This window comes from Streptomyces sp. NPDC005496 (assembly GCF_042872045.1).
Classification (GTDB): domain Bacteria; phylum Actinomycetota; class Actinomycetes; order Streptomycetales; family Streptomycetaceae; genus Streptomyces.
Map to the genome: position 1 here is coordinate 800,909 of NZ_JBIAJQ010000001.1, position 24,951 is coordinate 825,859.

At 73.0% G+C, this 24,951-nt stretch carries 20 protein-coding genes and 1 riboswitch; of the genes, 7 read left to right on the forward strand and 13 right to left on the reverse strand.

Translation table 11 applies throughout. The annotated features are described in order from the left end of the window. Positions 1–91: 91 nt before the first annotated feature. Together ACFYQQ_RS03640 and ACFYQQ_RS03645 are read left to right on the forward strand one after the other, a co-directional pair. A complete protein-coding gene (locus tag ACFYQQ_RS03640) occupies positions 92–1,816 on the forward strand; it encodes an AMP-binding protein (protein WP_388903216.1) in 1,725 nt (574 codons plus the stop codon). A 13-nt stretch (positions 1,817–1,829) separates the two neighbouring features. After that, a complete protein-coding gene (locus tag ACFYQQ_RS03645; RefSeq protein ID WP_355790424.1) occupies positions 1,830–2,663 on the forward strand; it encodes a PaaX family transcriptional regulator C-terminal domain-containing protein in 834 nt (277 codons plus the stop codon). 208 nt (positions 2,664–2,871) lie between these two features. On the opposite strand, the gene ACFYQQ_RS03650 is transcribed toward ACFYQQ_RS03645, so the two are convergent. Both ACFYQQ_RS03650 and ACFYQQ_RS03655 read right to left on the reverse strand, forming a co-directional pair. After that, complete coding sequence (locus tag ACFYQQ_RS03650) at positions 2,872–5,202, reverse strand: bifunctional salicylyl-CoA 5-hydroxylase/oxidoreductase (RefSeq protein WP_355790426.1); 2,331 nt, start codon at positions 5,200–5,202, stop codon at positions 2,872–2,874. A gap of 2 nt (positions 5,203–5,204) precedes the next feature. Continuing rightward, positions 5,205–6,032 (reverse strand): enoyl-CoA hydratase family protein, encoded by an 828-nt coding sequence (locus tag ACFYQQ_RS03655; protein ID WP_355790421.1) that lies wholly within the window; start codon positions 6,030–6,032, stop codon positions 5,205–5,207. A gap of 535 nt (positions 6,033–6,567) precedes the next feature. Here ACFYQQ_RS03655 and ACFYQQ_RS03660 point away from each other — a divergent pair. Beyond that, positions 6,568–7,026, forward strand: a complete 459-nt coding sequence (locus tag ACFYQQ_RS03660; protein ID WP_355795755.1) for an ATP-binding protein — start codon at positions 6,568–6,570, stop codon at positions 7,024–7,026. On the opposite strand, the gene ACFYQQ_RS03665 is transcribed toward ACFYQQ_RS03660, so the two are convergent. The 3 genes from ACFYQQ_RS03665 to ACFYQQ_RS03675 form a co-directional block, all read right to left on the reverse strand. Next, positions 6,983–8,482: an amino acid permease gene (locus ACFYQQ_RS03665; protein ID WP_388903221.1), complete on the reverse strand. Its 1,500-nt coding sequence runs from the start codon at positions 8,480–8,482 to the stop codon at positions 6,983–6,985. The two genes, ACFYQQ_RS03660 and ACFYQQ_RS03665, sit on opposite strands and share 44 nt — an antisense overlap. A gap of 391 nt (positions 8,483–8,873) precedes the next feature. Beyond that, a complete protein-coding gene (gene argF / locus ACFYQQ_RS03670; RefSeq protein WP_355792041.1) occupies positions 8,874–9,881 on the reverse strand; it encodes an ornithine carbamoyltransferase in 1,008 nt (335 codons plus the stop codon). A 122-nt stretch (positions 9,882–10,003) separates the two neighbouring features. After that, positions 10,004–11,227, reverse strand: a complete 1,224-nt coding sequence (locus ACFYQQ_RS03675; protein WP_356172980.1) for an arginine deiminase — start codon at positions 11,225–11,227, stop codon at positions 10,004–10,006. Between the two features lie 161 nt (positions 11,228–11,388). Here ACFYQQ_RS03675 and ACFYQQ_RS03680 point away from each other — a divergent pair, with 161 nt between their 5' ends. Together ACFYQQ_RS03680 and ACFYQQ_RS03685 are read left to right on the forward strand one after the other, a co-directional pair. Next, positions 11,389–12,432, forward strand: a complete 1,044-nt coding sequence (locus ACFYQQ_RS03680; RefSeq protein WP_356172977.1) for an SPFH domain-containing protein — start codon at positions 11,389–11,391, stop codon at positions 12,430–12,432. Then, positions 12,429–13,328: a hypothetical protein gene (locus ACFYQQ_RS03685; RefSeq protein ID WP_388903226.1), complete on the forward strand. Its 900-nt coding sequence runs from the start codon at positions 12,429–12,431 to the stop codon at positions 13,326–13,328. The genes ACFYQQ_RS03680 and ACFYQQ_RS03685 overlap by 4 nt, the downstream gene beginning before the upstream one ends. 311 nt (positions 13,329–13,639) lie before the next feature. Here the strand turns inward: ACFYQQ_RS03685 and ACFYQQ_RS03690 are convergent, their stop codons facing one another. From ACFYQQ_RS03690 to ACFYQQ_RS03700, 3 genes are all read right to left on the reverse strand, one after another. Further along, positions 13,640–16,210 carry a polynucleotide kinase-phosphatase gene (locus ACFYQQ_RS03690; protein WP_388903229.1) on the reverse strand — a complete coding sequence of 857 codons (2,571 nt, stop codon included), beginning with the start codon at positions 16,208–16,210 and terminating at the stop codon, positions 13,640–13,642. After that, a complete protein-coding gene (locus tag ACFYQQ_RS03695) occupies positions 16,207–17,814 on the reverse strand; it encodes a 3' terminal RNA ribose 2'-O-methyltransferase Hen1 (RefSeq protein WP_355784416.1) in 1,608 nt (535 codons plus the stop codon). Before ACFYQQ_RS03695 ends, ACFYQQ_RS03690 begins: the two co-directional genes overlap by 4 nt. 303 nt (positions 17,815–18,117) lie before the next feature. After that, a complete protein-coding gene (locus ACFYQQ_RS03700; protein ID WP_355784419.1) occupies positions 18,118–19,041 on the reverse strand; it encodes an LLM class F420-dependent oxidoreductase in 924 nt (307 codons plus the stop codon). Positions 19,042–19,280: 239 nt separating this feature from the next. On the opposite strand from ACFYQQ_RS03700, the gene ACFYQQ_RS03705 reads away from it, so the two are divergent. Continuing rightward, a complete protein-coding gene (locus tag ACFYQQ_RS03705) occupies positions 19,281–19,448 on the forward strand; it encodes a hypothetical protein (protein WP_355784422.1) in 168 nt (55 codons plus the stop codon). Between the two features lie 36 nt (positions 19,449–19,484). Here the strand turns inward: ACFYQQ_RS03705 and ACFYQQ_RS03710 are convergent, their stop codons facing one another. The 5 genes from ACFYQQ_RS03710 to ACFYQQ_RS03730 form a co-directional block, all read right to left on the reverse strand. Further along, complete coding sequence (locus ACFYQQ_RS03710; protein WP_355784424.1) at positions 19,485–19,961, reverse strand: DUF6099 family protein; 477 nt, start codon at positions 19,959–19,961, stop codon at positions 19,485–19,487. 191 nt (positions 19,962–20,152) lie between these two features. Beyond that, entirely contained in the window at positions 20,153–20,485 is a 333-nt protein-coding gene (locus ACFYQQ_RS03715; protein WP_355784427.1) for a nucleotide pyrophosphohydrolase, read from the reverse strand. Next, positions 20,482–21,717 carry an ATP-binding protein gene (locus tag ACFYQQ_RS03720; RefSeq protein WP_355784429.1) on the reverse strand — a complete coding sequence of 412 codons (1,236 nt, stop codon included), beginning with the start codon at positions 21,715–21,717 and terminating at the stop codon, positions 20,482–20,484. The genes ACFYQQ_RS03715 and ACFYQQ_RS03720 overlap by 4 nt, the downstream gene beginning before the upstream one ends. A 573-nt stretch (positions 21,718–22,290) precedes the next feature. Continuing rightward, the gene (locus ACFYQQ_RS03725; RefSeq protein ID WP_355784432.1) at positions 22,291–22,680 is read right to left on the reverse strand and encodes a cell division protein SepF; all 390 of its coding nucleotides are present in this window, start codon (positions 22,678–22,680) and stop codon (positions 22,291–22,293) included. A gap of 354 nt (positions 22,681–23,034) precedes the next feature. Next, positions 23,035–23,394 (reverse strand): metalloregulator ArsR/SmtB family transcription factor, encoded by a 360-nt coding sequence (locus ACFYQQ_RS03730; RefSeq protein ID WP_355784434.1) that lies wholly within the window; start codon positions 23,392–23,394, stop codon positions 23,035–23,037. Between the two features lie 81 nt (positions 23,395–23,475). Continuing rightward, a riboswitch (cobalamin riboswitch) is annotated at positions 23,476–23,715 on the forward strand. A gap of 27 nt (positions 23,716–23,742) precedes the next feature. On the opposite strand from ACFYQQ_RS03730, the gene ACFYQQ_RS03735 reads away from it, so the two are divergent. After that, positions 23,743–24,843, forward strand: coding sequence for a HoxN/HupN/NixA family nickel/cobalt transporter (locus ACFYQQ_RS03735; RefSeq protein ID WP_355795341.1), 1,101 nt, complete (start codon positions 23,743–23,745; stop codon positions 24,841–24,843). The last annotated feature ends 108 nt before the right edge of the window (positions 24,844–24,951 follow it).

A 24,951-nucleotide genomic window follows, 5' to 3' on the forward strand; every position in this document is an offset into this window, starting at 1 on the left:
CTTCCCGCGACCGTATCGCGGACCGTTGACTGTCGTCACCAACACGATACGCTCCTCGTGCCAGCCCACCACGACAAGGGGGCGAACGGCCATGGATCCCAGACACCCCGGGGACGCCGGGACCACGACGCACGCCGAGGGCGCGTCCGGCGCCGCACGCGGACCGTCGGTCTCGGCCCACGTGGACACCTTCGCGCGCGACCACCTCCCGCCCCCGGACCAGTGGCCCGAGCTCCGGTTCGAGCTGCCCGAACTGCGGTATCCCGGCCGGCTGAACTGCGCCGTCGAGCTGCTGGACCGCACGGTGACGCGGTTCGGCGCGGAGCGGCCCGCGTTCCGCACGGACTCCGGACCGGCGTGGACGTACGGGCAGTTGCTCGACCGCGTCGACCGGATCGCCCACGTCCTCACCGGCGAGCTGGGGGTCGTGCCGGGCAACCGGGTGCTGCTGCGCGGACCCACCACGCCGTGGCTGGCCGCCTGCTGGCTGGCGGTGCTGAAGGCGGGCGCGGTGGCCGTCACGGTGCTGGCGCAGCAGCGGCCGCACGAACTGCGCACGATGTGCGGGATCGCCCGGGTGACCCACGCGCTGTGCGACGCGCGGTGCGTGGACGACCTGGTCGGGGCCGGGGTCGCCGGGCTGCGCGTGACGACGTACGGCGGGGACGCGCCCGACGACCTGCTGCCGCTGATCGCCGGCGCGCCGGACGGGCCGTACCCGGCGGCCGACACCGCCGCCGACGACGTCGCGCTCATCGCCTTCACCTCAGGCACCACCGGACGGCCCAAGGGCTGCATGCACTTCCACCGGGATGTGCTGGCGATCGCGGACACCTTCTCCGCGCACGTGCTGAGGCCACGCCCGGACGACGTCTTCGCCGGCAGTCCCCCGCTGGGCTTCACCTTCGGGCTCGGCGGGCTCGTCATCTTCCCGCTGCGGGCCGGCGCGAGTTCCCTGCTCCTCGAACAGGCGGGCCCCCGGCAGCTGTTGCCGGCGATCGCCCGGCACCGGGTGTCGGTGCTCTTCACCGCTCCGACCGCGTACCGGGCGATGCTCGACGGCGTCGACGGCCACGACGTCGGGTCGCTGCGCCGGTGCGTCTCGGCGGGCGAGAACCTGCCCGCCGCCACCTGGCACGCCTGGCACACGCGGACCGGCCTGCGGATCATCAACGGCATCGGCGCCACCGAGCTGCTGCACATCTTCATCTCCGCGGCCGACGAGCGGATCCGGCCCGGCACGACGGGGCTGCCGGTGCCGGGCTGGGAGGCACGCGTGGTCGACGGCTCGGGCGAGTCCGTGCCCGACGGCGAACCCGGGCTGCTCGCCGTGCGCGGGCCGGTCGGCTGCCGTTACCTCGCCGACGCGCGGCAGCGGGAGTACGTACGCGGCGGCTGGAACCTCACCGGCGACACCTACGTACGCGACCCGGACGGCAGCTTCCGCTACGTGGCCCGCGCCGACGACATGATCATCTCGGCCGGGTACAACATCGCGGGCCCCGAGGTCGAGGAGGCGCTGCTGCGCCATCCGGACGTGGTCGAGACGGCCGTGGTGGGGCACCCCGACGAGGAGCGCGGCCAGGTCGCGGTGGCGTACGCGGTGCTACGGCCGGACGCGCCCCGGGACGCCGAGGCGCTGCGCGCGTTCCTCAAGTCCGAGCTGGCGCCGTACAAGTGCCCGCGCCGGATCGTCTTCCTGGAAGCGCTGCCGCGCACGGCGACGGGGAAACTGCAACGGTTCCGGCTGCGCGCGGCGGCCGGTGACACCCCCGCGGACGGCACCGGCGTCCCCCGGGCCGGCCGGCCGGAATGATCTACGCTTTAGAGTGATCAACGTGTCCGAGCAACACGCCCCCCGGTCCCTCATCGTCACGTTCTACGGCGCCTACGGCCGCTTCGCGCCCGGCCCGGTGCCGGTCGCCGAACTGATCCGGCTCCTCGCCGCGGTCGGCGTCGACGCGCCCTCCGTACGGTCCTCGGTCTCGCGGCTCAAGCGGCGCGGGCTGCTCCTGCCGGAGCGCACGGCGGGCGGCGCGGCCGGGTACGCGCTGTCGCCCGCCGCGCGGCAGCTGCTGGAGGACGGCGACCGGCGCGTGTACGCGGCGGCGGCCCCGCGGGACGAGGGCTGGGTGCTCGCGGTGTTCTCCGTACCGGAGTCGGAACGGCAGAAGCGTCACGTGCTGCGCTCCCGGCTGGCCGGGCTCGGCTTCGGCGCGGCGGCCCCGGGCGTGTGGATCGCCCCCGCGCGGCTGTACGAGGAGACCCGGCACGCCCTGGCGCGGCTGCGGCTCGATCCGTACGTGGACCTCTTCCGGGGCGAGCACCTGGGCTTCGCGGCGACCACGGAGGCGGTCGCACGCTGGTGGGACCTCACCGCCATCGCCAAGCAGCACGAGGCGTTCCTCGACGCCCACGCGCCCGTGCTGCACGCCTGGGAGCGGCGCGCGGACACCCCGCCGGAGGAGGCGTACCGCGACTACCTCCTCGCCCTGGACTCCTGGCGTCATCTGCCGTACGCCGATCCCGGGCTGCCGGCCGAGCTGCTGCCCGGTGACTGGCCGGGGGCCCGGTCGGCGGCCGTCTTCCGGGACCTGCACGAGCGGCTGCGGGACGCCGGGGCGGAGTTCGCGGGCATCTCACCGGCGGAACGGGCCGGTTGACGGGACACGGCCGCGGTCACGTGCGGCACCTGGGCGGGCGAGGGGCGTCGGTGAGGTAGGCGCGCGCGGACTGAGGGCGAACCGCACTTCGGCCGCGCCTCGACGACGGTGACGCCCACGTCTTCACGGCCGGCCCGGCGGCCGGCGACGCCCTGCGCGGCCGCACGCCCACCAGTCGGGACAACCGGCCCGCCCTGCCCGGGGGCCGTCAATCACCCAGCCGCAGACGGGGTTTGGGGGCGTCCGTGCGTCCGGTCTGCGGGCGCCTGCTGCCCGCCCGGTACGGCTCGGGCCAGACGACGCCGGGGCCCGCGTACCCCTGCTCGGCCGCCGCGTGCAGCGTCCAGTGCGGGTCGTAGAGGTGCGGGCGGGCCAGCGCGCACAGGTCCGTGCGGCCGGCCAGGATCAGGGAGTTGACGTCGTCCCAGGAGGAGATCGCGCCGACGGCGATGACGGGGATCCCGGTCTCGTTGCGGATCCGGTCGGCGAAGGGCGTCTGGTACGAGCGGCCGTACCGGGGGTGTTCGTCGGCGACGACCTGGCCGGTGGAGACGTCGATCGCGTCGGCGCCGTGGGCGGCGAAGGCCCGGGCGATCCCGACCGCCTCGTCGGCCGTGGTGCCTCCCTCGGCCCAGTCGGTGGCGGAGATCCGCACCGTCATGGGCCGCTCCTGCGGCCATACGGCGCGTACGGCGTCGAACACCTCCAGCGGGAACCGCAGCCTTCCGGCGAGGGAACCGCCGTACGCGTCGGTCCTGCGGTTGGTCAGCGGCGACAGGAAGCCGGACAGCAGATAGCCGTGGGCGCAGTGCAGTTCGAGCAGGTCGAAGCCGCAGCGGGCGGCGCGTCGTGCGGCGGCCGCGAACTGTTCGCGGATGTCGGTCAGTTGGGAGCGGACAAGTTCACGCGGTGTCTGGCTGTCCGGGCGGTACGGGATCGGCGAGGCCGCCACGACGGGCCAGTTGCCCGCGTCCAGCGGTTCGTCGATGCCCTCCCACATCAGCTTCGTCGACCCCTTGCGGCCCGAGTGGCCGAGCTGGAGGCCGATGGCCGTGCCCGGTGCGGCGCGGTGCACGAAGTCGGTGATCCGGCGCCACGACTCGGCCTGTCCGGGGGTGTAGAGGCCGGCGCAGCCGGGTGTGATGCGGCCCTCGGGGCTGACGCACACCATCTCGGTCATGACCAGTCCGGCGCCGCCCAGCGCCCGCGCCCCGAGGTGGACGAGGTGGAAGTCGCCGGGCAGGCCGTCGGTGGCCGAGTACAGGTCCATGGGGGACACCACGACGCGGTTGCGCAGCCGCAGGTCGCGCAGCCGGAAGGGCGTGAACATGGGGGGCGTGTCGGGCGGGCAGCCGAACTCGCGCTCCACGCAGGCCACGAAGCGGGCGTCCCGCAGCCGCAGGTTGTCGTGCGTGACGCGGCGGCTGCGGGTGAGCAGGTTGAAGGCGAACTGCCTTGGCGGCTGCGCGAGATGGAGCCCCATGTCCTCGAACCACTCCAGACTGGCTCGCGCGGCGCGCTGCGTGGACGCGACCACCGGGCGCCGCTCCGCCTCGTAGGCGGCCAGCGCCTCCCCGAGGGACGGCTGCTCCTCCAGGCAGGCGGCGAGGGCCAGGGCGTCCTCGACCGCGAGCTTCGTACCGGAGCCGATGGAGAAGTGGGCGGTGTGCGCGGCGTCGCCGAGGAGGACGAGATTCCCGTGCGACCAGCGGTCGTTGACGACGGTGCGGAAGTTCGTCCAGGCGGAGCGGTGGGACCGCAGCGGCCGGCCGCCGAGGGCGTCCGCGAAGATCTTTGCGCACCGCTCCACCGACCCCGCCTCGTCCAGCTCCGCGAACCCGGCCGCGCGCCAGACCTCTTCGCGCATCTCGACGATGACGGTGGAGGCGTCGGCCGCGTACGGGTAGCCGTGCAGTTGCATCACGCCGTGCTCGGTCTCGGCGATCTCGAAGCGGAACGCCTCGAAGGCGAAGTCCGCGGCGAGCCAGATGTAGCGGCAGCGGTGTTCCTCGACGGAGGGGCCGAACGCCTCGGCGTACGCCCGCCGCGTGAGGCTGTGCACCCCGTCGGCGGCGACGACGAGGTCGTGGGTGGCCGCCAGCTCGGCCGCGGGCGGGGCCTCGGTGCGGAAGCGCAGCTCCACGCCGAGGCCGCGGCAGCGTTCGTGCAGGATCTCCAGGAGCCGGCGCCTGCCGAGCGCCGCGAAGCCGTGGCCGCCGGAGGTGTGGCGTACCCCGCGGTGCACGATGTCGATGTCGTCCCAGCGCACGAACTCGGACCGCAGGGCCTCGTGGACGACCGGGTCGGCGTGCTCGATGCCGCCGAGCGTCTCGTCGGAGAGCACGACGCCGAAGCCGAAGGTGTCGTCGGGCGCGTTGCGCTCCCAGACGGTGATCTCGCGCTCGGGGCGGAGCCGCTTGAGCAGTGCGGCGGCGTAGAGCCCGCCGGGTCCGCCCCCGACGACGGCGACCCGGGGCCCGCGTCCACCGGCCGCCCCGGGCCCGTCCGCGGCGGGCGGCTCCCCCTGCCCGCGCGGCACGGTCACCGCCCCCGCCACTTCGGCGGCCGTTTCTCCGTGAACGCGGCGTGGAACTCCGCGTAGTCCTCGCCGTTCATGAGCAGGGCCTGGGTGGCGGCGTCCAGCTCCACCGAGGCGGCGAGCGGCATGTCCAGCTCGGCGGTGAGCAGCGCCTTGGTCTGGGCGTACGCGAGGGCCGGGCCCTCGGCCAGGCGGTGGGCGAGCGCCCGGGCGTGCTCGTCGGCGCGGCCCTCCTCGGCGAGTTCGCTGATCAGGCCGATGCGCTCGGCCTCGGGCGCCCGCACCGGTTCCCCGAGCATCAGCAGCCGGGTGGCGTGCCCGAGGCCGACCACCCGGGGCAGGAGGTAGGCGGCGCCCATGTCGCCGCCGGACAGTCCGACGCGCGTGAAGAGGAAGGCGAAGCGGGCGGTGGGGTCGGCGACCCGGAAGTCGGCGGCGAGCGCGAGCACGGCTCCGGCGCCCGCGGCGACTCCGTGCACCGCCGCGATCACCGGGAACGGGCACTCCCGCAGGGCGCGTACGACCTGCCCGGTCATCCGGTTGAAGTCCAGCAGCTGTGCGGTGTCCATCGCCAGGGTGGCGCCGATGATCTCGTCGACGTCCCCGCCGGAGCAGAACCCGCGGCCCTCCCCGGCCAGCACCAGGGCCCGCACGGACCTCTCGCGGGACAGCTCGGCGAGCAGGTCGCGCAGGTCGGCGTAGGCGCCGAAGGTGAGCGCGTTCAGCTTGTCCGGGCGGGCCAGGGTGACCGTGGCGACCCCGTCGGCGATCCGGCATCTCACGTGCCGCCAGTCGGAGGTGCGGTCGGCGGAGCCGGTGAAGGGACTCATGGTGTGCGGCCTCCTCGGGCGGGGGCGGCGGTCGGCGGCGCCGGGCCGAGGGGACCCGCGACCGCACCCGGCTGCCTCACGAAGCTATCACCGCTCCGTGACTGTCGTCACGAGTACGCGATAACCCGATTCTCGGGCGGGCCCCGGAGGTCGACCCCGCTGTGGAGGCACGTCCCGGCAGGGGGCGACGTCGGCTGGGGGCCGAGAGGGCAGGGCCGGCACCTCGCCGGGAGGGCGCCGCCCGCGACCCGAGCGTCCGCCGCCTTCCCTGGCCGGGTGCGACAGCCACGGCTGCGCACCCGGGCCGGACAGGGCCGCTCGGCGGCCCGGGGCCCCGCCGCGGCGGGGCCCCGCGCGGCCGTCACCGAGTCACGGATCATCGATAGGCGCGTAACGGTGGGCGCGACCGTGCGCGGCGGGCCGTTCGCCTGGGTACGCCCCGGTACGCGGGACGAACGTCCCCGCCACCGCCCGCCGCCCGACTCCGTTCGGGAAAGCCGTACCATTCCTATGTTGAAAGCAGGACAGCCTGCTGATGAACGGACCCGCCTTGCACGAGCCGCCCTCCGCCCCCGCCTCCTGGCGCATCGCACTGCCGCACACGGCTGCGGCGGTGCCCGTCGCGCGTGCGCTGGTGCGGACGGCGCTGGCCGAGCTGAAGCACGCCGCCGACAGCGACACCGCCGAGCTGCTGACGGCGGAGCTGGTCGCCAACGCGGTGGAGCACACCGCCGGGAACGGTCCGATAGAGCTGGTGGTGGAGCTGCTGCCGTCGGGCTGTCAGGTCGAGGTCCACGACCCGGACCCGGCGCCGCCCGGCGATCTCACGATCCCGCAGCAGCTCGGTCCGCCCGACCCCTGGCAGGAGCACGGGCGCGGCCTCCTCCTCATCCGCACCCTCAGCTCCTCCTGCGGTCACCGCCCCACCGAGTCCGGCAAGGCGGTCTGGTTCAGGCTTCCTGTCGTACCGTCTCAGCGCCGGTACGCGCACTAGGGTCCCCGGCCGCAGGGGCCAGCCGCGAGTGGCGGCGCCCGTACCCCGCGTAGACCATGAACCCGGCCACCAGGAACGCCCCGAACTGCAGCCATGCCTCCCAGCCGGTCTCGTACATCAGGTAGAGGCAGAAGCCGACGCCGAGCAGCGGCATCACGGGGTAGAGCGGGACGCGGAAGGCGCGGGCGAGGCCCGGTTCGCGGCGCCGCAGGGCGATCAGCACGACGTTGACGACGGCCATCACGGCCAGGGTGCCGATGGTGGTGAGGTCCACGACGGCGTCGAGCGGCGCCAAGGCCGCCGGGACCGCGAAGACCACCGCGACGATGAGCGTCCCGGAGACCGGGGTCGACGTCTTCGGGGAGACGCGCTCGAAGACGCGCGGGACGAGTCCGTCTCGGGCCATGGACATGAGGACGCGGGTCTGGCCGTACATCACCGCGAGGACGACCGAGGCGATGGCGACGACCGCGCCGAAGGCGACGATGCCGCCGCCGACGGTGGAGCCGGTGACCTCGTTGACGACGTAGGACAGCGCGGCGGCCCGGCCGCCGACGCGGTCCGCGCCGACGGCGCCGATCGCGGCGAGCGCCACGGCGCAGTACAGCAGCGTGACCAGGCCGATGCAGACCAGGATCGCGATCGGGATGTCACGGCGCGGGTTCCTGGCCTCCTCACCGGCGGTGGTGATCGCGTCGAAGCCGATGTAGGAGAAGAAGGCGGCCGTGGTGCCGGCGCCGATGCCGCCGAGGCCGGCCGGCGAGAACGGGCTGAGGTTGCCGTCCTTGAAGGCGGTGAAACCGATGGCGCAGAAGGCCACGAGCACCGCGAGCTTCAGGACCGCCATGGCGGCGGTCGCGCGGGCGCTCTCGCGCACCCCGCGGACGAGCAGGACCGAGGCCAGCGCGATCACGACGACCGCCGGGAGGTTCACGACGCCGCCGTCGGCGGGACCCGCGGACACCGCGTCGGGCAGCTCCACGCCCGTCAGGCTCCGGAGCAGTTCGTTGACGTACTGGCTCCAGCCGACCGCCACGGCCGACACGGAGACGCCGTACTCCAGCAGCAGGCACCAGCCGACGAGGAAGGCCGTGCCCTCGCCGAGGCCCGCGTAGGCGAAGGAGTACGAGGATCCGGAGACCGGGATCGCGCCGCCCAGCTCCGCGAAGGAGAACGCGGTGAAGACGCAGGTGAGCGCGGCGAGGACGAACGAGACGACCACCGCGGGACCGGCCTGCCCGACGGAGTCGGAGAGACCGACGAAGATCCCGGTGCCGACGATCGCGCCGACGCCGAAGCAGACGAGCTGGAAGAGGCCCATGGTGCGCTTGAGGCCATGGCCTTCGAGGTCCGCGCCGGATTCGGCGACCAGGAGCTCGGTGGACTTGATGCGGGGAGCGCGCCTGCTGCGGGCGGCGCGCTCGATGCGTGGAGCGGGCATGCGGGTGGTGCTCATTTCGATGGTGCGGGGGCGCGACGGGGTCGGTCGCATGACGGGCGGCGGAAGGGATGGTTCCGGGGGCCCGCCGAGGATCGTACGGGGAGACGCGGCGGCAGCGTTACACGGCAGAGGCGCGACGGAGGCCGAACGGGGCGTCCGGCGCGGGCGGCCGGACGCCGGTGCCCTGTACCTGCGACGGACGGGGTGTCCGGCGCGGGCGGGCCGGACGCCGGTGCCCTATACCTGCGACGGACGGGGTGTCCGGCGCGGGCGGGCCGGACGCCGGTGCCCTATACCTGCGACGGACGGGGTGTCCGGCGCGGGCGGGCCGGACCGGATGCCCTGCGCCCGCGGGTCGGGTGGGCTCCGGCGCGTGCTGCTCTGGTGCGGGCGGGTCCGGTCCGCGTCAGGCGAGGGTGGCGACGAGGATCGCCTTGATGGTGTGCAGCCGGTTCTCCGCCTCGTCGAAGACGACCGAGTGCGCCGACTCGAAGACCTCGTCGGTCACCTCCAGCGAGTCGAGCCCGTGCGTCGCGTGGATCTCGCGGCCGACCTTGGTGCCCAGGTCGTGGAAGGCCGGCAGGCAGTGCAGGAACCTGACGTCCGGGTTGCCGGTGGCGCGGAGCACGTCCATCGTCACGGCGTACGGGGACAGCGCGCGGATGCGCTCGTCCCACACGTCCTTGGGCTCCCCCATCGAGACCCAGACGTCGGTGGCCACGAAGTCGGCGCCGCCGACCCCCTCGGCGACCTCCTCGGTGAGCGTGACGCGGCCGCCGCTGTGCTCGGCGAGCTTGTGGGCCCGGTCGACGATCTCCTGCGCCGGCCAGTACGCGCGCGGGGCGACGATCCGTACGTCCATGCCGAGCAGCGCGCCGGTCACCAGGTAGGAGTTGCCCATGTTGAAGCGGGCGTCGCCGAGGTACGCGAAGGCGATCCGGTCGAGGGGCTTGTCGCTGTGCTCGGTCATGGTGAGCACGTCGGCGAGCATCTGGGTGGGGTGCCAGTCGTCGGTCAGACCGTTGTAGACCGGCACTCCGGCGTACGCGGCGAGCTCCTCGACGCCGGCCTGGCTGTCACCGCGGTACTGGATCGCGTCGAACATCCGGCCGAGCACCCGGGCGGTGTCCTTCACGGACTCCTTGTGGCCTATCTGCGAGCCGGACGGGTCGAGATAGGTGGTCGAGGCGCCCTGGTCGGCGGCGGCGACCTCGAACGCGCAGCGGGTGCGGGTCGAGGTCTTCTCGAAGATCAGCGCGATGTTGCGCCCCTGGAGGTGGCGCGTCTCCGTGCCCGCCTTCTTGGCCGCCTTGAGCTCCGCGGCCAGCTCGATCAGGCCGCGGAACTCCTCCGCGGTGAAGTCCAGCTCCTTGAGGAAATGGCGGCCGGCGAGGGCGGTCGGGACTGTCGCCATGGGGGCGCTCCAGGGTTACGAAGACGGGGACGTCTGGAATTCTATACGACCCTCGACATTTCTATACGGAGCCGGGGTGCGTCCCGACCCCAGGGACCGGCCGCCCCTCGCCCCCTCCCCCGCTACACGGCGTCCCGCTCGACAGGGCAGCTCATGCAGCGGGGGCCACCCCTGCCCCGGCCGAGTTCGCTACCGGGGATCTCTATCACCTCGATGCCCTGCTTGCGCAGATGCGTGTTGGTCGTCGAGTTCCGCTCGTACGCGATCACGACGCCCGGCTCGACCGCGAGGACGTTGCAGCCGTCGTCCCACTGCTCGCGCTCGGCCGAGTGCACGTCCTGGGTGGCGGTGAGCACCCGGATCGCGCTGAGCCCGAGGGCGGCGGCGATCGCGCGGTGCATGTGCTCCGGCGGATGGTCGGTGACCTTGAGCTCCTTGTCGCCGGCGCCCGGTTCGATGGTGTAGCTGCGGAGCATGCCGAGTCCGGCGTACTGCGTGAAGATGTCGCCGTCCACCATCGTCATCACGGTGTCGAGGTGCATGAACGCCCGGCGCTTCGGCATGTCGAGCGCCACGATGGTGCGGGCCGAGCCGGCCGCGAACAGCTTGTGCGCGAGCATCTCGACGGCCTGGGGCGTGGTGCGCTCGCTCATCCCGATGAGGACCGCCCCGTTGCCGATCACCAGCACGTCGCCGCCCTCGATGGTGGACGGGTAGTCCGCCTGCCCCTCCGACCAGAGGCGGAAGGACTCGTCGCGGAAGAGCGGGTGGTGGCGGTAGATCGCCTCGAAGTGCACGGTCTCCCGCTGGCGGGCGGGCCAGCGCATGGCGTTGATGGACACCCCGTCGTAGATCCAGGCGGAGGTGTCCCGGGTGAAGAGGTGGTTGGGGAGCGGGCCGAGCAGGAAGTCGTCCAGGTCCATGACGTGGAAGCGCACGGAGGTCGGTTCGGCGTGCGCCTCCAGGAACTCGCGCTTGGTCATCCCGCCGACCAGCGCGGCGGCCAGGTCCGGGGCGGACATGCCCTCGAAGGCGTCCCGCAGGTGGTCGGTGGCGAGGGGGCCGTACTCCTTCTCCTCGAACACCCGGTCCAGGACGAGCGAACGGGCCGCCGGGATCTCCAGGGTCTCGGTGAGCAGGTCGCCGAAGAGGTGGACGGCGACGCCTCGGTCCCGCAGGACGTCCGCGAACCCGTCGTGCTCCGCTCGCGCCCGGCGCACCCACAGCACGTCGTCGAAGAGCAGCGCGTCCTTGTTGCTGGGGGTGAGCCTTTTGAGCTCCAGATCCGGCCGGTGCAGGATGACGCGGCGCAGCCGCCCGGCCTCGGAGTCGACGTGAAATCCCATGACTCCATCCTGACCACCCGGACGCGTTTCACCCGCACATCCGCGCGAACCCGTCCCAGTTGATTTCGTCCCCTTGACGATAAGAGCCCCACTGTTTATCGTCGTACTGACGACAACGGGCGGGTGTACGGACCCCGTCCGGCGACGAGGGGGTTGTACCGATGGCCGACATCACCCGGCGCCTGGGCTGGCGCCACCTGCGCGGGGCGCCGACCACGCATGTGCGGCACCACCGGTCGGGACGGCTCGTGCACGACGGGCCGGGGCTGAGCTTCTGGTACCGCGCGCTGAGCGCCGCCCTCTCCGAGGTCCCGGTCGACGACCGCGAGCTGGCGATGACCTTCCACGCCCGTACGTCCGACTTCCAGGACGTGGCCGTCCAGGCGACCGTCACCTACCGGATCAGCGACCCCGCGCTCGCAGCCGCCCGCCTCGACTTCTCCATCGATCCCGACACGGGCGTCTGGCGGGGCGCGCCCCTCGAACAGCTCGGGACGCTGCTCACGGAGACGGCCCAGCAGCACGCGCTGGACGTGCTGGCGCGTACGCCGCTGGCGTCGGCCCTGGTGGACGGGGTGGCCGCCGTGCGCGAGCGGGTCGCGGGCGCGCTCGCCGCGGAGCCGCGGCTGCCGGCGACCGGCATCGAGGTGGTCGCCGTGCGGGTCGTGGCCCTGCGCCCCGAACCCGAGGTGGAGCGGGCGCTGCGGACACCGGCGCGGGAGCAGATCCAGCAGGACGCGGACAAGGCGACGTACGAGCGGCGTGCCGTGGCCGTCGAGCGGGAGCGGGCGATCGCCGAGAACGAACTGGCCAGCCAGATCGAACTCGCCCGCCGCGAGGAGCAGTTGGTCGACCAGCGCGGGACGAATGCGCGGCGCGAGGCCGAGGAGCACGCCGCGGCGGACGCGGTACGGGCCACGGCGGAGGCGGCACGGACGGTGCGCCTGGCCGAGGCGGAGGCGGCACGGACCGTCCGGCTGGCCGGGGCGGAGGCGCAGGCCGCGCGGGAGGTCGGCGAGGCGCGGGCCGAGGCGCAGGCCGCGTGGCTGCGGGTGCACGGGGACGCGGACGTCGCGACGCTGCACGCCCTGACGGCCACCCGGCTGGCCGAGAACCTGCCCCGGATCGACAGCGTCACGGTGTCGCCGGACGTGCTGACGGGGCTGCTGGCCAGGCTGGGCGGCACACCGGGGGAACCGGCGTGAGCCTCGCACCCCGTGCCGTGCTCGTGCACCGCACCACGGAGTACGAGGAGTTGGTGGCCCGGCACGGTACGCACGGCCAGGCCGCCTTCTTCCTCGCGTCACGGGGCCGCGACATCGCGGAGGTCGCCGACCGGCACCGGCGTACTCGCGAGGCGCTCGCCGAGGTCGCCGCCGCTGTTCCGCTGACGTGGCGCCAGGCACGCCTGGAGAGGCAGGACTTGGACCGCTTCCTGTTCGGCCCCGAGGACGTCGTGGTCGTCGTCGGCCAGGACGGGCTGGTGGCCAACGTCGCCAAGTACCTGACGGGGCAGCCCGTGATCGGCATCGACACCGATCCGGGACGCAACCCGGCGGTGCTGGTGCGCCACCGGCCCCGGGACGCGGCCGCGTTGCTCGCCTCCGTGCCGGCCCGCGCCGGGCGGAGCGACGACCTCACGATGGTCGAGGCGGTGGCCGACGACACGCAGCGGCTGGTCGCGCTCAATGAGATCTACCTCGGAGCCGCGGGCCATCAGACGGCCCGCTACCGGCTGGGGCTCGACGGCGACAGGGGTGCCGTCGAGCCCCAGGCCTCCTCCGGGGTCCTGGTCGGCACGGGGACGGGGGCGACCGGGTGGCTGCGGTCCGTGTGGCAGGAGCGCGGCGCCGGTCTCCCGCTGCCGGGACCCACGGAGGAACGGTTGCTGTGGTTCGTCCGCGAGGCCTGGCCGTCCCCGGCCACCGGCACGTCGCTCGTCTCCGGCACCCTCACCGACGCGTCCCGCCTCCACGTCACCGCCGAGTCGGACCGCCTCATAGCCTTCGGCGACGGAATGGAGAACGACGCCCTGCAACTGACGTGGGGCCAGACGGTCCGGGTGGGCGTGGCGGATACCCGGCTACGCCTGGTGAGTTAGGGGAAGGGAAGCCCTCCAGCGCAGGGGCGGCAGGACCTTCCTCTCCGGTGGAGAGGGCGGGCGGAAAGAGACAGCCCTCAGGTGGGGAATCAGCCCCTCCGGCGTTTGAGGAGCGGGGTCTGGGGCGGAGCCCCATGGCGGGGCCGGGACCGGGGGTCAGATCCTGAGCGGGGGTCGAAGCCGGGCGACGTGAGCGGGGCCGGGGCCGGCAAGCGACCCGGGTCCCGTGGGCCCGTTGACACCGGCGGTGACGGAACACCGGCCCGGGACAGGGCAACACCCCCGCCCCGGGCCCCCGGATCACGTTCCCGTCAGAGACGGGGATCCACCGGTTCCGACTCCAACGCCAGCACCGCGAACACGGCCTCGTGCACCCGCCACAACGGCTCGCCCTCGGCCAGCCGGTCCAGCGCCTCAAGACCCAGCGCGTACTCCCGGATCGCCAGCGACCGCTTGTGGTTCAGGAACCGCCCGCGCAGCCGCGCGAGGTTCTCGGGCCGCGTGTACTCGGCGCCGTAGATGATCCGCAGGTACTCGCGTCCCCGGCACTTGATGCCGGGCTGCACCAGCCGCCCCTGCGGGGACCGCACCACGGCCTGGAGGGGTTTGACGACCATGCCCTCGCCGCCGCGCCCGGTCATCTCCAGCCACCAGTCGACGCCGGCCCGCACGGACTCCGCGTCGCCCGTGTCCACGTACAGCCGGCGGGTGGTCTGGAGCAGGCCGCTCCCGTCGTGCTCCACGAGGCGGTCGATGAGCGCGAGCTGCTCGTCGTGCGGCAGGGCGGCGAGGCTGCGGCCCTGGACGGCGAGGATCTGGAAGGGGGCGAGACGCACGCCCTCCAGACCGTCCGTGGTCCAGCAGTACCGCCGGTAGGCGTCCGTGAACGCCGCCGCGTCGGCCGCCCGTTCACGCTGCCCGGTGAGCAGGTCGTGGACGTCGACACCACGCGCCGCCGCCCCTTCGAGCGCGGCGAGCGCCCCCGGGAACACCGCCCCGGACGCGGCTCCGACGGCCGCGTACTGCGTGCGCAGCAGCCCGGACGCCTTCAGCGACCACGGCATCAACTCGGCGTCCAGCAGCAGCCAGTCGGTCTCCAGGTCCTTCCACAGTCCGGCCTCGTCGGCGGCGGTCCGCAGCCGGCCGAGGATCTCCTCGGTCACCGCGGCGTCGTCGAAGAAGGGCCGCCCGGTGCGCGTGTAGAGGGCGCCCGTGGGACCCTCGCCGCCGTCCGGGCGCGGGGCCCCGCCCACACCGAACCGCTCGCGGGCGGTCGCCGCGTCCCGGCAGACCAGCGCGACCGCCCGGGAGCCCATGTGCTTCTCCTCGCACACGACCCGCGCGACCCCGTCCTCGTGGTACTGCGCGAACGCCTCGGCGGGGTGTTCCAGGTAGCCGTCGACGCGCGAGGTCGCGGTCGGCGCCATGGTGGGCGGCAGGTACGGGAGGAGCCGCGGATCGACGGCGAAGCGGCTCATCACCTCCAGCGCCGCGGCGGCGTTCTCCTCGCGCACGGACACCCGTCCGGCGTGCCGGGTCTCCACGACCCGCCGTCCGTGCACGTCCGCGAGGTCGAGCGGCCGGCCCTCGTGCCCGCCGGGCGCCTCGGAGGCAAGCGGCTTCGTGGGCTCGTACCAGACCCGCTCGGCGGGTACGTCGACCAGTTCGCGCTCCGGCCAGCGCAGCGCGGTGAGCCTGCCGCCGAACACGGCTCCGGTGTCGAGGCAGATGGTGTTGTTGAGCCAGGTGGCCGTGGGGACGGGGGTGTGGCCGTACACCACGGCCGCGCTGCCGCGGTAGTCCTCCGCCCACGGGTAGCGCACGGGCAGGCCGAACTCGTCGGTCTCGCCGGTCGTCTCGCCGTACAGGGCGTGCGACCGCACCCGTCCCGACGTACGCCCGTGGTACTTCTCGGGCAGCCCGGCGTGGCAGACGACGAGGCGGCCACCGTCGAGGACGTAGTGGCTGACGAGTCCGTCGAGGAACTCCCGCACCTGCCGCTTGAACTCCTCGCTCTCCCCCTCCATCTGCTCGATGGTCTCGGCGAGGCCGTGCGTGTGCTGGACCTTGCGGCCCTTGAGGTGGCGTCCGTACTTGTTCTCGTGGTTGCCCGGCACGCACAGCGCGTCGCCGGACGCGACCATGGACATCACGCGGCGCAGGACGCCGGGCGTGTCCGGGCCGCGGTCGACGAGGTCGCCGACGAAGACGGCCGTACGGCCTTCCGGGTGCGAGCCGTCGACGTAACCGAGCTTGGTGAGCAGCGTCTCCAGTTCGGACGCGCAGCCGTGGATGTCGCCGATGATGTCGAACGGCCCGGTGAGATGGGTCAGGTCGTTGTACCGCTTCTCGGTGCGGACCTCGGCGTTCTCGATCTCCTCGACGCCGCGCAGGACGTGCACCTTGCGGAACCCCTCGCGCTCCAAGTGGCGCAGGGAGCGGCGGAGTTCACGGGTGTGCCGCTGGATGACGCGGCGCGGCATGCCGGCCCGGTCGCTGCGGGCCGCGTTGCGTTCGGCGCAGACGTCCTCGGGCACGTCGAGGACGATGGCGATGGGCAGCACGTCGTGCTCCTTCGCCAGGTCGATCAGCTGCCGGCGGCTCTCCTGCTGCACGCTGGTCGCGTCGACGACGGTGCGCCGGCCGCTCGCGAGGCGCTTGCCCGCGATGTAGTGGAGCACGTCGAAGGCGTCGCGGCTGGCGCTCTGGTCGTTCTCGTCGTCGGCGACGAGGCCGCGGCAGAAGTCGCTGGATATCACCTCGGTGGGCTTGAAGTGCCTGCGCGCGAAGGTGGACTTGCCAGAGCCGGACGCGCCGATCAGCACCACGAGGGAGAGGTCGGTGACGGGCAGGGTGCGTCCCGTGCTGGTCTCGTTCGTCATGCGGCCTTCTCCTCCTTCGGGACCGGGGTCTTCGCCGGCTTGTCGTGCGGGGTCCCGCTCAGGGTGAACACGGCCATCTGGGTCGGGGGGCCGACCTCCGGGTCGTCGGGGCCGACGGGCGCGAACTCCACTTCGTAGGCGTGCCGTTCGGCCACCGCCCGGGCCCAGGCGCGGAACTCCTCGCGGGTCCACTCGAAGCGGTGGTCGCCGTGCCGGGAGTGACCGGCCGGGAGGGTCTCCCAGCGGACGTTGTACTCGACGTTCGGCGTCGTCACCAGGACGGTCCGCGGGCGCGCGGAGCCGAAGACGGCGTACTCCAGGGCGGGCAGCCGGGGCAGGTCGAGGTGCTCGATCACCTCGCTCAGCACCGCGGCGTCGTAGCCCTTGAGCCGCTTGTCGGTGTACGCGAGCGAGCCCTGTACGAGCTTGACGCGTGCGGCCTGCCGCTCCCCGAGGCGGTCCAGCTTGAGGCGGCGCGCGGCGACGGTGAGCGCACGCATCGACACATCGACGCCGACGATCTCGGTGTACCGGGGGTCTTTGAGCAGGGCCTGCACCAACTGCCCCTGCCCGCAGCCGAGATCGAGGACGCGCCCGGCACCGGAGTCCCGCAGCGCGGCGAGGATGGCGTCGCGCCGCCGCACGGCGAGCGGCACGGCCTCGTCACCAGCGGGCGTCACGGCCTCGTCCCCGGCGGACGTCACGGCCTCGCCGGCGTCGCCGGTCACGGCCTCGGCGGCAGCCGTCCCGCCGTCGGTGCCCGGCTCCCCGGTCTCGGGGTCGCCCTGGTCCTCCACCGCGTTGTCGATCTCCTCGACGGCGCTGTCGTCGGCCTCGGCGAGCCGCACGAGCTCCAGCCGCTCCCGGGCCTCGCGGGTCAGGGACCAGCGGCGGGAGAGGTACCGGCTGGTGATCAGGTGCTGTTCGGGGTGGTCGGGGAGCCAGCCGTCGCCGGCCCGCAGCAGCTTGTCGACCTCGTCGGGGGCCACCCAGTAGTGCTTGGCGTCGTCGAGCACCGGGAGCAGGACGTAGAGGTGGCGCAGCGCCTCGGCGAGCGTCGGCCCCTCCTCGGATTCCAGCACGAGGCGTACGTAGCGGGAGTCGCCCCACTCGGGGAACTCGGTGTCCAGCGGCACGGCGTCCACGGTCACCGTCCAGCCGAGCGGCTCGAACAGCTGGCGCACGAGGTCGGCGCCGCCGCGGGCGGGCAGCGCGGGCACCTCGATCCGCAGGGGCAACGGCCGCTCCGGCAGGTCCGGCCTGGCGTTGCACTGGCCCTTCATCGCGCTGCTGAAGACGGTGCTGAGGGCGACGGCGAGCAGCGAGGAGGCCGCGTACGGGCGGTCGTTGACGTACTGCGCGAGCGCCGCGTCAGGTGCGCCGCCGCGTCCCTTGCCCTTGCCCCGGCGGACCAGCGCCACCGTGTCCACCTCCAGCAGCAGCGCGGCCGTGCACCGCTGGACGGACGCCTCGGGGTAGAGGACGTGCGCCCTGCCGTAGGAGGTGGAGAACGCCTGCGCCTTGTCGGGATGCTTGTGCAGCAGGTAGCCGAGGTCGGTCGCGGGGCGCTCTGGGGTGCCGGTGGTACTGATCGTCAGGAACACGGTAAGCAGGCCTCGATAGGTTTTCTGTACCGCGGTCCGCCCGTACGGACCGCGGCCGCGCACTCGGTGTGCGCACGCGCGGGCCCCGTCGAACCGCAGCGAGGGAAGAGCGCGCCGTCGGTCACGGCCCGGCGCGCCCGCTCAACTTACAGGGACCCCCCGCGGTACCCTCGGGGATTTTTCGTCACGCCTGTGCCGTCGTGTCGCGGAGGTGTCGTCAGCGGGTCACCGAGGGGCCGGCGCACGTTGGGCCGCGAGGGCGCTGCCCTGTGCCCAGTCAGCGCCCCCGAGGCAACGACAGCCCTACGACAGCTGCGACTGCACCTGCGCCGAGATGAGTTCGAGGTGGTCCAGGTCGTCGAGGTCGAGGATCTGGAGGTAGACACGCCGGGCACCGATCTCCGCGTACCGCCCGATCTTGTCGACCACCTCGTCGGGGGAACCCGCGAGACCGTTGGCCTTGAGCTCGTCGACGTCACGGCCGATCGCGGCGGCACGACGGGCCACCTCCTGGTCGTCCTTGCCTACGCAGGCCACCAGCGCGTTGGAGTACACCAGGTCGTCGGCCTTGCGGCCGGCCCGCTCCGCGGCGGCCCGCACCCGGCCGAACTGCCGCTCACTGTCCTCGACGGAGGCGAACGGGATGTTGAACTCGTCGGCGTACTGCGCGGCGAGCCGCGGAGTGCGGGTCGCGCCGTGACCGCCGATCAGGACGGGAATCTTCGCCTGCGCCGGCTTGGGGAGCGCGGGCGAGTCCGTGAGGTCGTAGTACGTGCCGTGGTGGTCGAAGGTCTCGCCGACCTCGGTCGCCCACAGACCGGTGACGATCGCGAGCTGCTCCTCCAGGCGTGCGAACTTCTCCTTCGGGAACGGGATGCCGTACGCCTTGTGCTCCTCCTCGAACCAGCCCGCGCCCAGGCCCAGTTCGACGCGGCCGCCCGACATCTGGTCCACCTGCGCGACCTGGATGGCGAGCACACCCGGCAGCCGGAAGGTACCCGCCGTCATCAGCGTGCCGAGCCGGATGCGCCGGGTCTCACGGGCGAGTCCGGCCAGGGTGATCCAGGCGTCGGTGGGCCCCGGGAGGCCGTCCGCCGCGCCCATGCGGAGGTAGTGGTCGGAGCGGAAAAAGGCATCGAAGCCGAGGTCTTCGGTGGCCTTGGCGACAGTGAGAAGGGTGTCGTAGGTGGCGCCCTGCTGGGGCTCGGTGAAGATGCGAAGATCCATACCTCCATCCTGCACGCTCGGATGCGCGTCAACGCCACCGGTCCCGCCGGTCACCCCCTTCCACGGTCGGGTGAAAACCCGTCAGCTCCGGGCACGGCGCCGATCCGCGCCAGTGACCCCGTCCACCGGTGATCGTTGCCTCGGACGGAGCCGGACCGCCCGGCGCCCGTTGCCGGCGGCCGCCGGTGCGTCACCCGCGCCGGCCCCGTCTTCAGGGGCCAAGGGCCGAGGAGGCCGTCATGTCCCAGGAAGCCGTGCCGGAGCAGGCGGTGCCCGATCCGTCGAAGGGGCTCCTGCAGCAGATGGAGGAACTGATGGCGGCACTCAACGCGGACCTGTCGCGGCTCGACGCCCACCTCCAGTCCACGGGTACGCGGCCGGAGAGCCCGGACTCGTCCGGGGCTTGAGGTCACTCCGGGGGTGCTGTGGGAGCGGGGCGCGCCTCACCCCGCCGCACGGTCCCGCTCCACCACCTCCTCCTCCCGGACCGCGAGGCGCCGCAGCATCTCCAGCACCCGGTCGCGGGACTCGTCGGCCGCGTCGATCGCCTCCATGCACTGCCAGTAGGTCCCCTCGTCGTCGGCCGCGCAGGCGATGCCGACGAGCGCGATGCCGACCTCGCCAAGCAGGCCCCCGAGGTCGAGGAGGGTCTGCCGGGCGTCACCCAGGTCCGTGAGCTGGGCGGCCCGCAGGTCGCCCACTCCGAGCGACGGCGCGTCCAGTACGCCGCAGCCTCTTCCCGCCAACTCCGTGAGCCCCAGCGCCTCGCCGCGTAATTCGGGAGGCCCGGAGACGGCCAGACGACTGCCGATCGCCTGTGCCAGGGCCTGCGCCTGCCACACCTCCCTCATGATCTCCGGCATTTCGCTGCTTCCCGCCAGGGCACGCCTGCTCGTCACGATGAGCCGCACCGCGTCCATGCGCTGCCCCCGTCTGTCCGACGCGCTTTCACACGTCCGCCCGAACTCCGCTGTCCACTACCCAGAGTGAGGGCGCGGGGGACGAAAAGCCAGAGGAAGCCCGAAATCTGTGGACAGAGAATCGACTGTGGACAACTCAACCACTACTGAGAGTGACAGAAGGAGGGCGTGCGGGGCGGGGCGGGCGTCGGTCAGGGGCTGTCCGGAGCCGGGAATCGGCGTTCGTTGCGGTCGATCTTGGCGTCCAGCGCGGCGAGCGGATCCACGTCGAGCACCGCGCACAGCTGGAGGAGATACGCGAGCACGTCCGCGACTTCGTCGGTCACCCGGTGCGCGGTGTCCGGGTCGTCCATCACGCGGGCCGACTCCTCCGGCGTCAACCACTGGAAGATCTCCAGCAGTTCGGACGCCTCCACGCTGAGCGCGGCGGCCAGGTTCTTGGGGGTGTGGTAGGGCTGCCAGTTGCGTACGGCCGCGAACTCGCCCAGTCGGCGCTGCAACCGCGCCACGTCCAGTTCCGTCACACCCCCAGGTCTACCACCGTCACTCCCTCCACCTCCGCCGCCCACGACGCGTCGCTCACGGCCCCGACCAGCCGGATGTGCCCCCGCTCGCACATCCGCGCCGCGAGCCGCAGCAGCTCCCCCGCCTGCCGGGCGTCCATGCAGCGGTCGAAGCCGTCGGCCAGTACGGTCAGCGTCTGGAGCGCCGCGGGGACCTCACCGGCGGGGTCCACCTCCAGCACTCCGGGCCCGGTGAGCAGTACCAGGGCCAGCGCGAGATACCTCAACTCACCGTCCCCCAGCAGCCCCACGTCCGTACGGCGGCCGTCGCCCCGGTCGAGCAACCCGCGGACGGTGCCGTCACGCAGGGGTTCGGCGAGCAGGTCGGCGATGGGGCCCGCGCAGCCGGCGCGGACCGCCTGGACGAGCAGCCCGTGCCGGCGGGAGCACTCGGTCCGGGTGCGCCAGAGCACGTCGGCGAGGTTGTCGCAGCCGGGCAGCAGGCGCCCGCCGCCGACCGGCACGGGTGCGCGCATGTACGGCGGGCGCGGGTCACAGGGGAAGACGGAGCGCAGCGCGATCACCATCTGCTCGGCGGCGGCGAGCACTTGGCGCTGCCCGTCGGTCTTGCCCGCGACGCGCAGGGGCAGCAGGGCGGTGCCGAGGCGGTCGTCGGGGAGTGGGCCCCGGGTCACGGGGGACGAGCCCGCCGTGTGCCAGGCGGCCTGGACGACCGGGCGGCTGGGGTCCCGCAGCGCCGTCTCCAGCAGGACGAGTCCGCCCGCGGTCAACCGTTCGCCCACGATGCGCAGTTCGGGTTCGGCCTGTACGGCGAGGTCGAGCCGGACCGGCCCTTCGGGGCCGTCGGCCGTACAGCCGATACGGAAGCCGCGCCGACGTTGGGCGTCCGGGCGGGCCCCCTCGGGTACGCAGGCGGCCGGGTCGGGGAACACCTCGCACAGCTCGGCCCCGCCACCGAGCCGCGCCAGCGCCTCGTACGCCCGTAACGCACTGGACTTGCCGCTGCCGCTGGGGCCCGCGAAGAGGGTCAGCCGTCCCAGCGTGAAGTCGGCGGCGCGGTGCCCGGCGAAGGCGGAGAGCCGCAGGTGGGTGACGCTCGGCCGTTCCGGCCGGGCCGGCTGAGGACTCGGCGCGGCGGAACCCGCCTCGGCGGCACCTGCCGGTACGGCCTGGCGCGGCTCACACTGCTCGTGGGACTCGCGCGGTTCACGCGCGTCACGCGGCTGATCCAACTGACGCAGCTCGCGCGACCGATCCGACTCACGTTCGTCGAGACCCGCGGACCCAACCCCCAGCGGCCCGGTCCGGCCGGCCACCCCGTTTCCCCGTACGGGCATCCCCGCACCCGCCGGTCGCGCCCCTGCCCCCGCCGCTCGCGGTTCGGGGACCCGCTCCTGCGCGGCCGGCTCGACCGGCACCTCCCGCCCGGTCGGCTTCGGGGCGCCGAACCGGCCCGGACGCCCCGCGGCATCCACGCGGTACCCGACGGGAGAAAGGGACTCACCGGGTCCATCGGGCTCAACGCACTGAACCGGCCGAACCGGTCGGCCAGATGAAGTGGACGGAACGGATGGAACAACCCGAAGGGACTGAACCGAACGAACGGGCTGAACAGGCTGAAGGGGAGGCAAAGGCGGCACGGTCATATCCGGACGGTAGGACTCCGCCGGGAGGCGAACCGTTCCACCCGGGCGACCTTCCTTCGTTCGAGGGATCACGCCCGTTGATCACGCGGCCCCGGCTACCGTCCGGCCGCCCCTCGTCAGGTCACCCGCGAGTGCCCGACCGCGCCGGGAACGTCCACGTCACAGCCCCGGAACCCCGACCCCCTCCATCAACCCCTGCACCTCGGTGCCCGGCGGTGTCAGCAGGAACACGTTGCGGTCGACCCGGTGCATCCCGCTCGCCAGGCCGAAGACGACGCCCGTGCTGAAGTCCAGCACCCGCTTGGCGACATCGGTCTCGGCGCCCGTCAGGTCGAGCAGGACGGGGATGCCCGCCATGAGTGTCTCGGCGACCTCGCGGGCGTCCGCGAACACATTGACCCGCAGCACGACGAAGCGCCGCCTGGTCTCGGTCGCGGCCTCGGGTATCGCCCGGTGACCGACGGCGGAAGGCCAGGCGTCCCGGCCGCGCAACGGAACGACCTGGGCGAGCCCTTCCCACTGTTCATCGGTGACGTCGTGGCTGTTCACTGGCCATCCCCGCCCTGGCTCGCCATGGTTGTCTGCACCGGGCAATTCTTACGCATGGTCACCCGTTCGGCCGAACAGCGACACGGTACGCGACGGTTCTCCTTGCCGGAGAAGGGCTCTGAACGGCCGGGAGACAGCGGACCGGGCCGCCGAACTGCCGTAACTGCCGGTAACAACCGGGCGGTCGGACCTACGGGCGGTCGGGCTACCGAGCCGTCGAGCCGTCGGTCTCTCGGACTGTCGAGCCGTCGGTCTCTCGGACTGTCGAGCCGTCGGTCTCTCGGACTGTCGAGCCGTCGGTCTCTCGGACTGTCGAGCCGTCGGGCTCGGACTGTCGGGGCTGTCGTGCCGGATTCAGGCGAGGCCCGTGCCGCAGTGTTCCAGCAGCGCGGCGGTCGGGGCGTCGACGAGCCGGTAGCGCACGACGCGGCCCTGCCTCTCGCCGACGACGACCTCCGCCGTACGCAGCAGCCGCAACGCCTGCGACACGGCCGGGTCGTTCATGCCCGTGGCGACGGCGAGGTCGGAGACGGCCAGGGGCCCGGCCCGGTGCAGCGCCAGCAGGAGAGCGAGCCGGCCAGGGTCGGCGAGCAGCGAGAAGCGGTCGGCCCACGCGCGTACCGCCGTGGGTTCGCCGATGGCGGCCACGGCGTCGCAGACCCGGTGGCCGTCGATGGTGCGCCGGCCGGCACGGTCGGCGGGGACGAGATGCATGGCGGCATTCTTCCAGGAGGCGCCGTGTGATCTTGGATACCTGCGCAACTGTGCAGGCTTGCAGCCGTTCACGGGCGGCACCTAAGGTTGGCGCGTCGTGGTGTTCGGGAAGACCGGTGACAGCCTTTCAGGGGCTCAGTCCGGAGCGGCCCTCGCCACTGTGATCGGGGAGTTCTCGTCCCGTGCCGCCCCAGGGCGGCGCCACTGGCCGGACGGCCGGGAAGGCAGGGGCGGGCGCGTCGACCCTCCACCACGCTCGGCTTCGGCTCGCGCGGGAGGTACCCGCAAGCCAGGAGACCGGCCACGGCATCTCACGAAGTGATCCACGAGGTGCTGGAGCGTGACCGCATGACCCTGCCCACCGGGCCCACGGGCCCCACCGTCTTCCAGTGGCGGCGCGAGGACACCGTCCGGACCGCCGGTCTGCTGGCGGTGATCGCCGCACTGCACGTCGTCGCGTTCGGTGTGCTGTTCCTGCTGGTCGTTCCGGCGCACTACGAGGTCGGCTCCAAGGCCTTCGGCATCGGGCTCGGCGTCACGGCGTACACCCTGGGCATGCGGCACGCCTTCGACGCCGACCACATAGCGGCCATCGACAACACCACGCGCAAGCTGATGGCGGACGGCAAGAGGCCGGTGTCCGTGGGGTTCTGGTTCGCGCTCGGTCACTCCAGCGTGGTGGTCGTCCTGGCCGCGCTGATCGCGGGCGGCACCCAGCTCGCCGGACGCATCATGAACGAGGGCTCGCGCACGCACCAGGTGCTGGGCGTCATGGGTACGACCGTCTCCGGCATGTTCCTGTACCTCATCGCGGCGCTCAACCTCGTTGCCCTGATGGGCATTCTGCGGGTCTTCCGGGCGATGCGGGAGGGGACGTACGACGAGCGGCAGCTCGAAGAGCACCTGGATTCACGGGGGTTCATGAACCGGATCCTCGGCCGTTTCACCAAGTCCATCAGCCGTCCCGGGCAGATGTTCCCGCTGGGCTTCCTGTTCGGCCTCGGCTTCGACACCGCGACCGAGGTGACGCTGATGGTGATGGCGGGCAGCGGGGCGGCGGCCGGGCTGCCCTGGTACGCGATCCTGTGCCTGCCGCTGCTGTTCGCGGCGGGCATGAGCCTCTTCGACACGCTGGACGGCACGTTCATGAACTTCGCCTACCAGTGGGCCTTCTCGAACCCCGTGCGCAAGGTGTTCTACAACCTCACCATCACGGGGCTGTCGATCGCGGTCGCGTTCCTGATCGGCACCATCGAGCTGGTCGGCGTCCTGCACGACAAGCTCGACCTGCGGGACGCGGTCACCGGCTGGATCGCGGAGCTAGACCTCGACAACGTGGGCTTCATCATCGTCGGCCTCTTCGTGATCGTCTGGGCCGCCGCGCTCGCGTACTGGCGCCTTGCCAGGGTCGAGCAGCGCTGGGCGGTCCGCCCGGCCGACGGCGGCTGAGACGGGGCCGCGAGCCTCAGCGCCGGGGGGCGGGCGACAGTGGCGGGCGCCGGAGCGCAGGGGGCCGGGCGAGCGTGGCGGGCGCCGGAGCCCTATTGGCACGGGGCC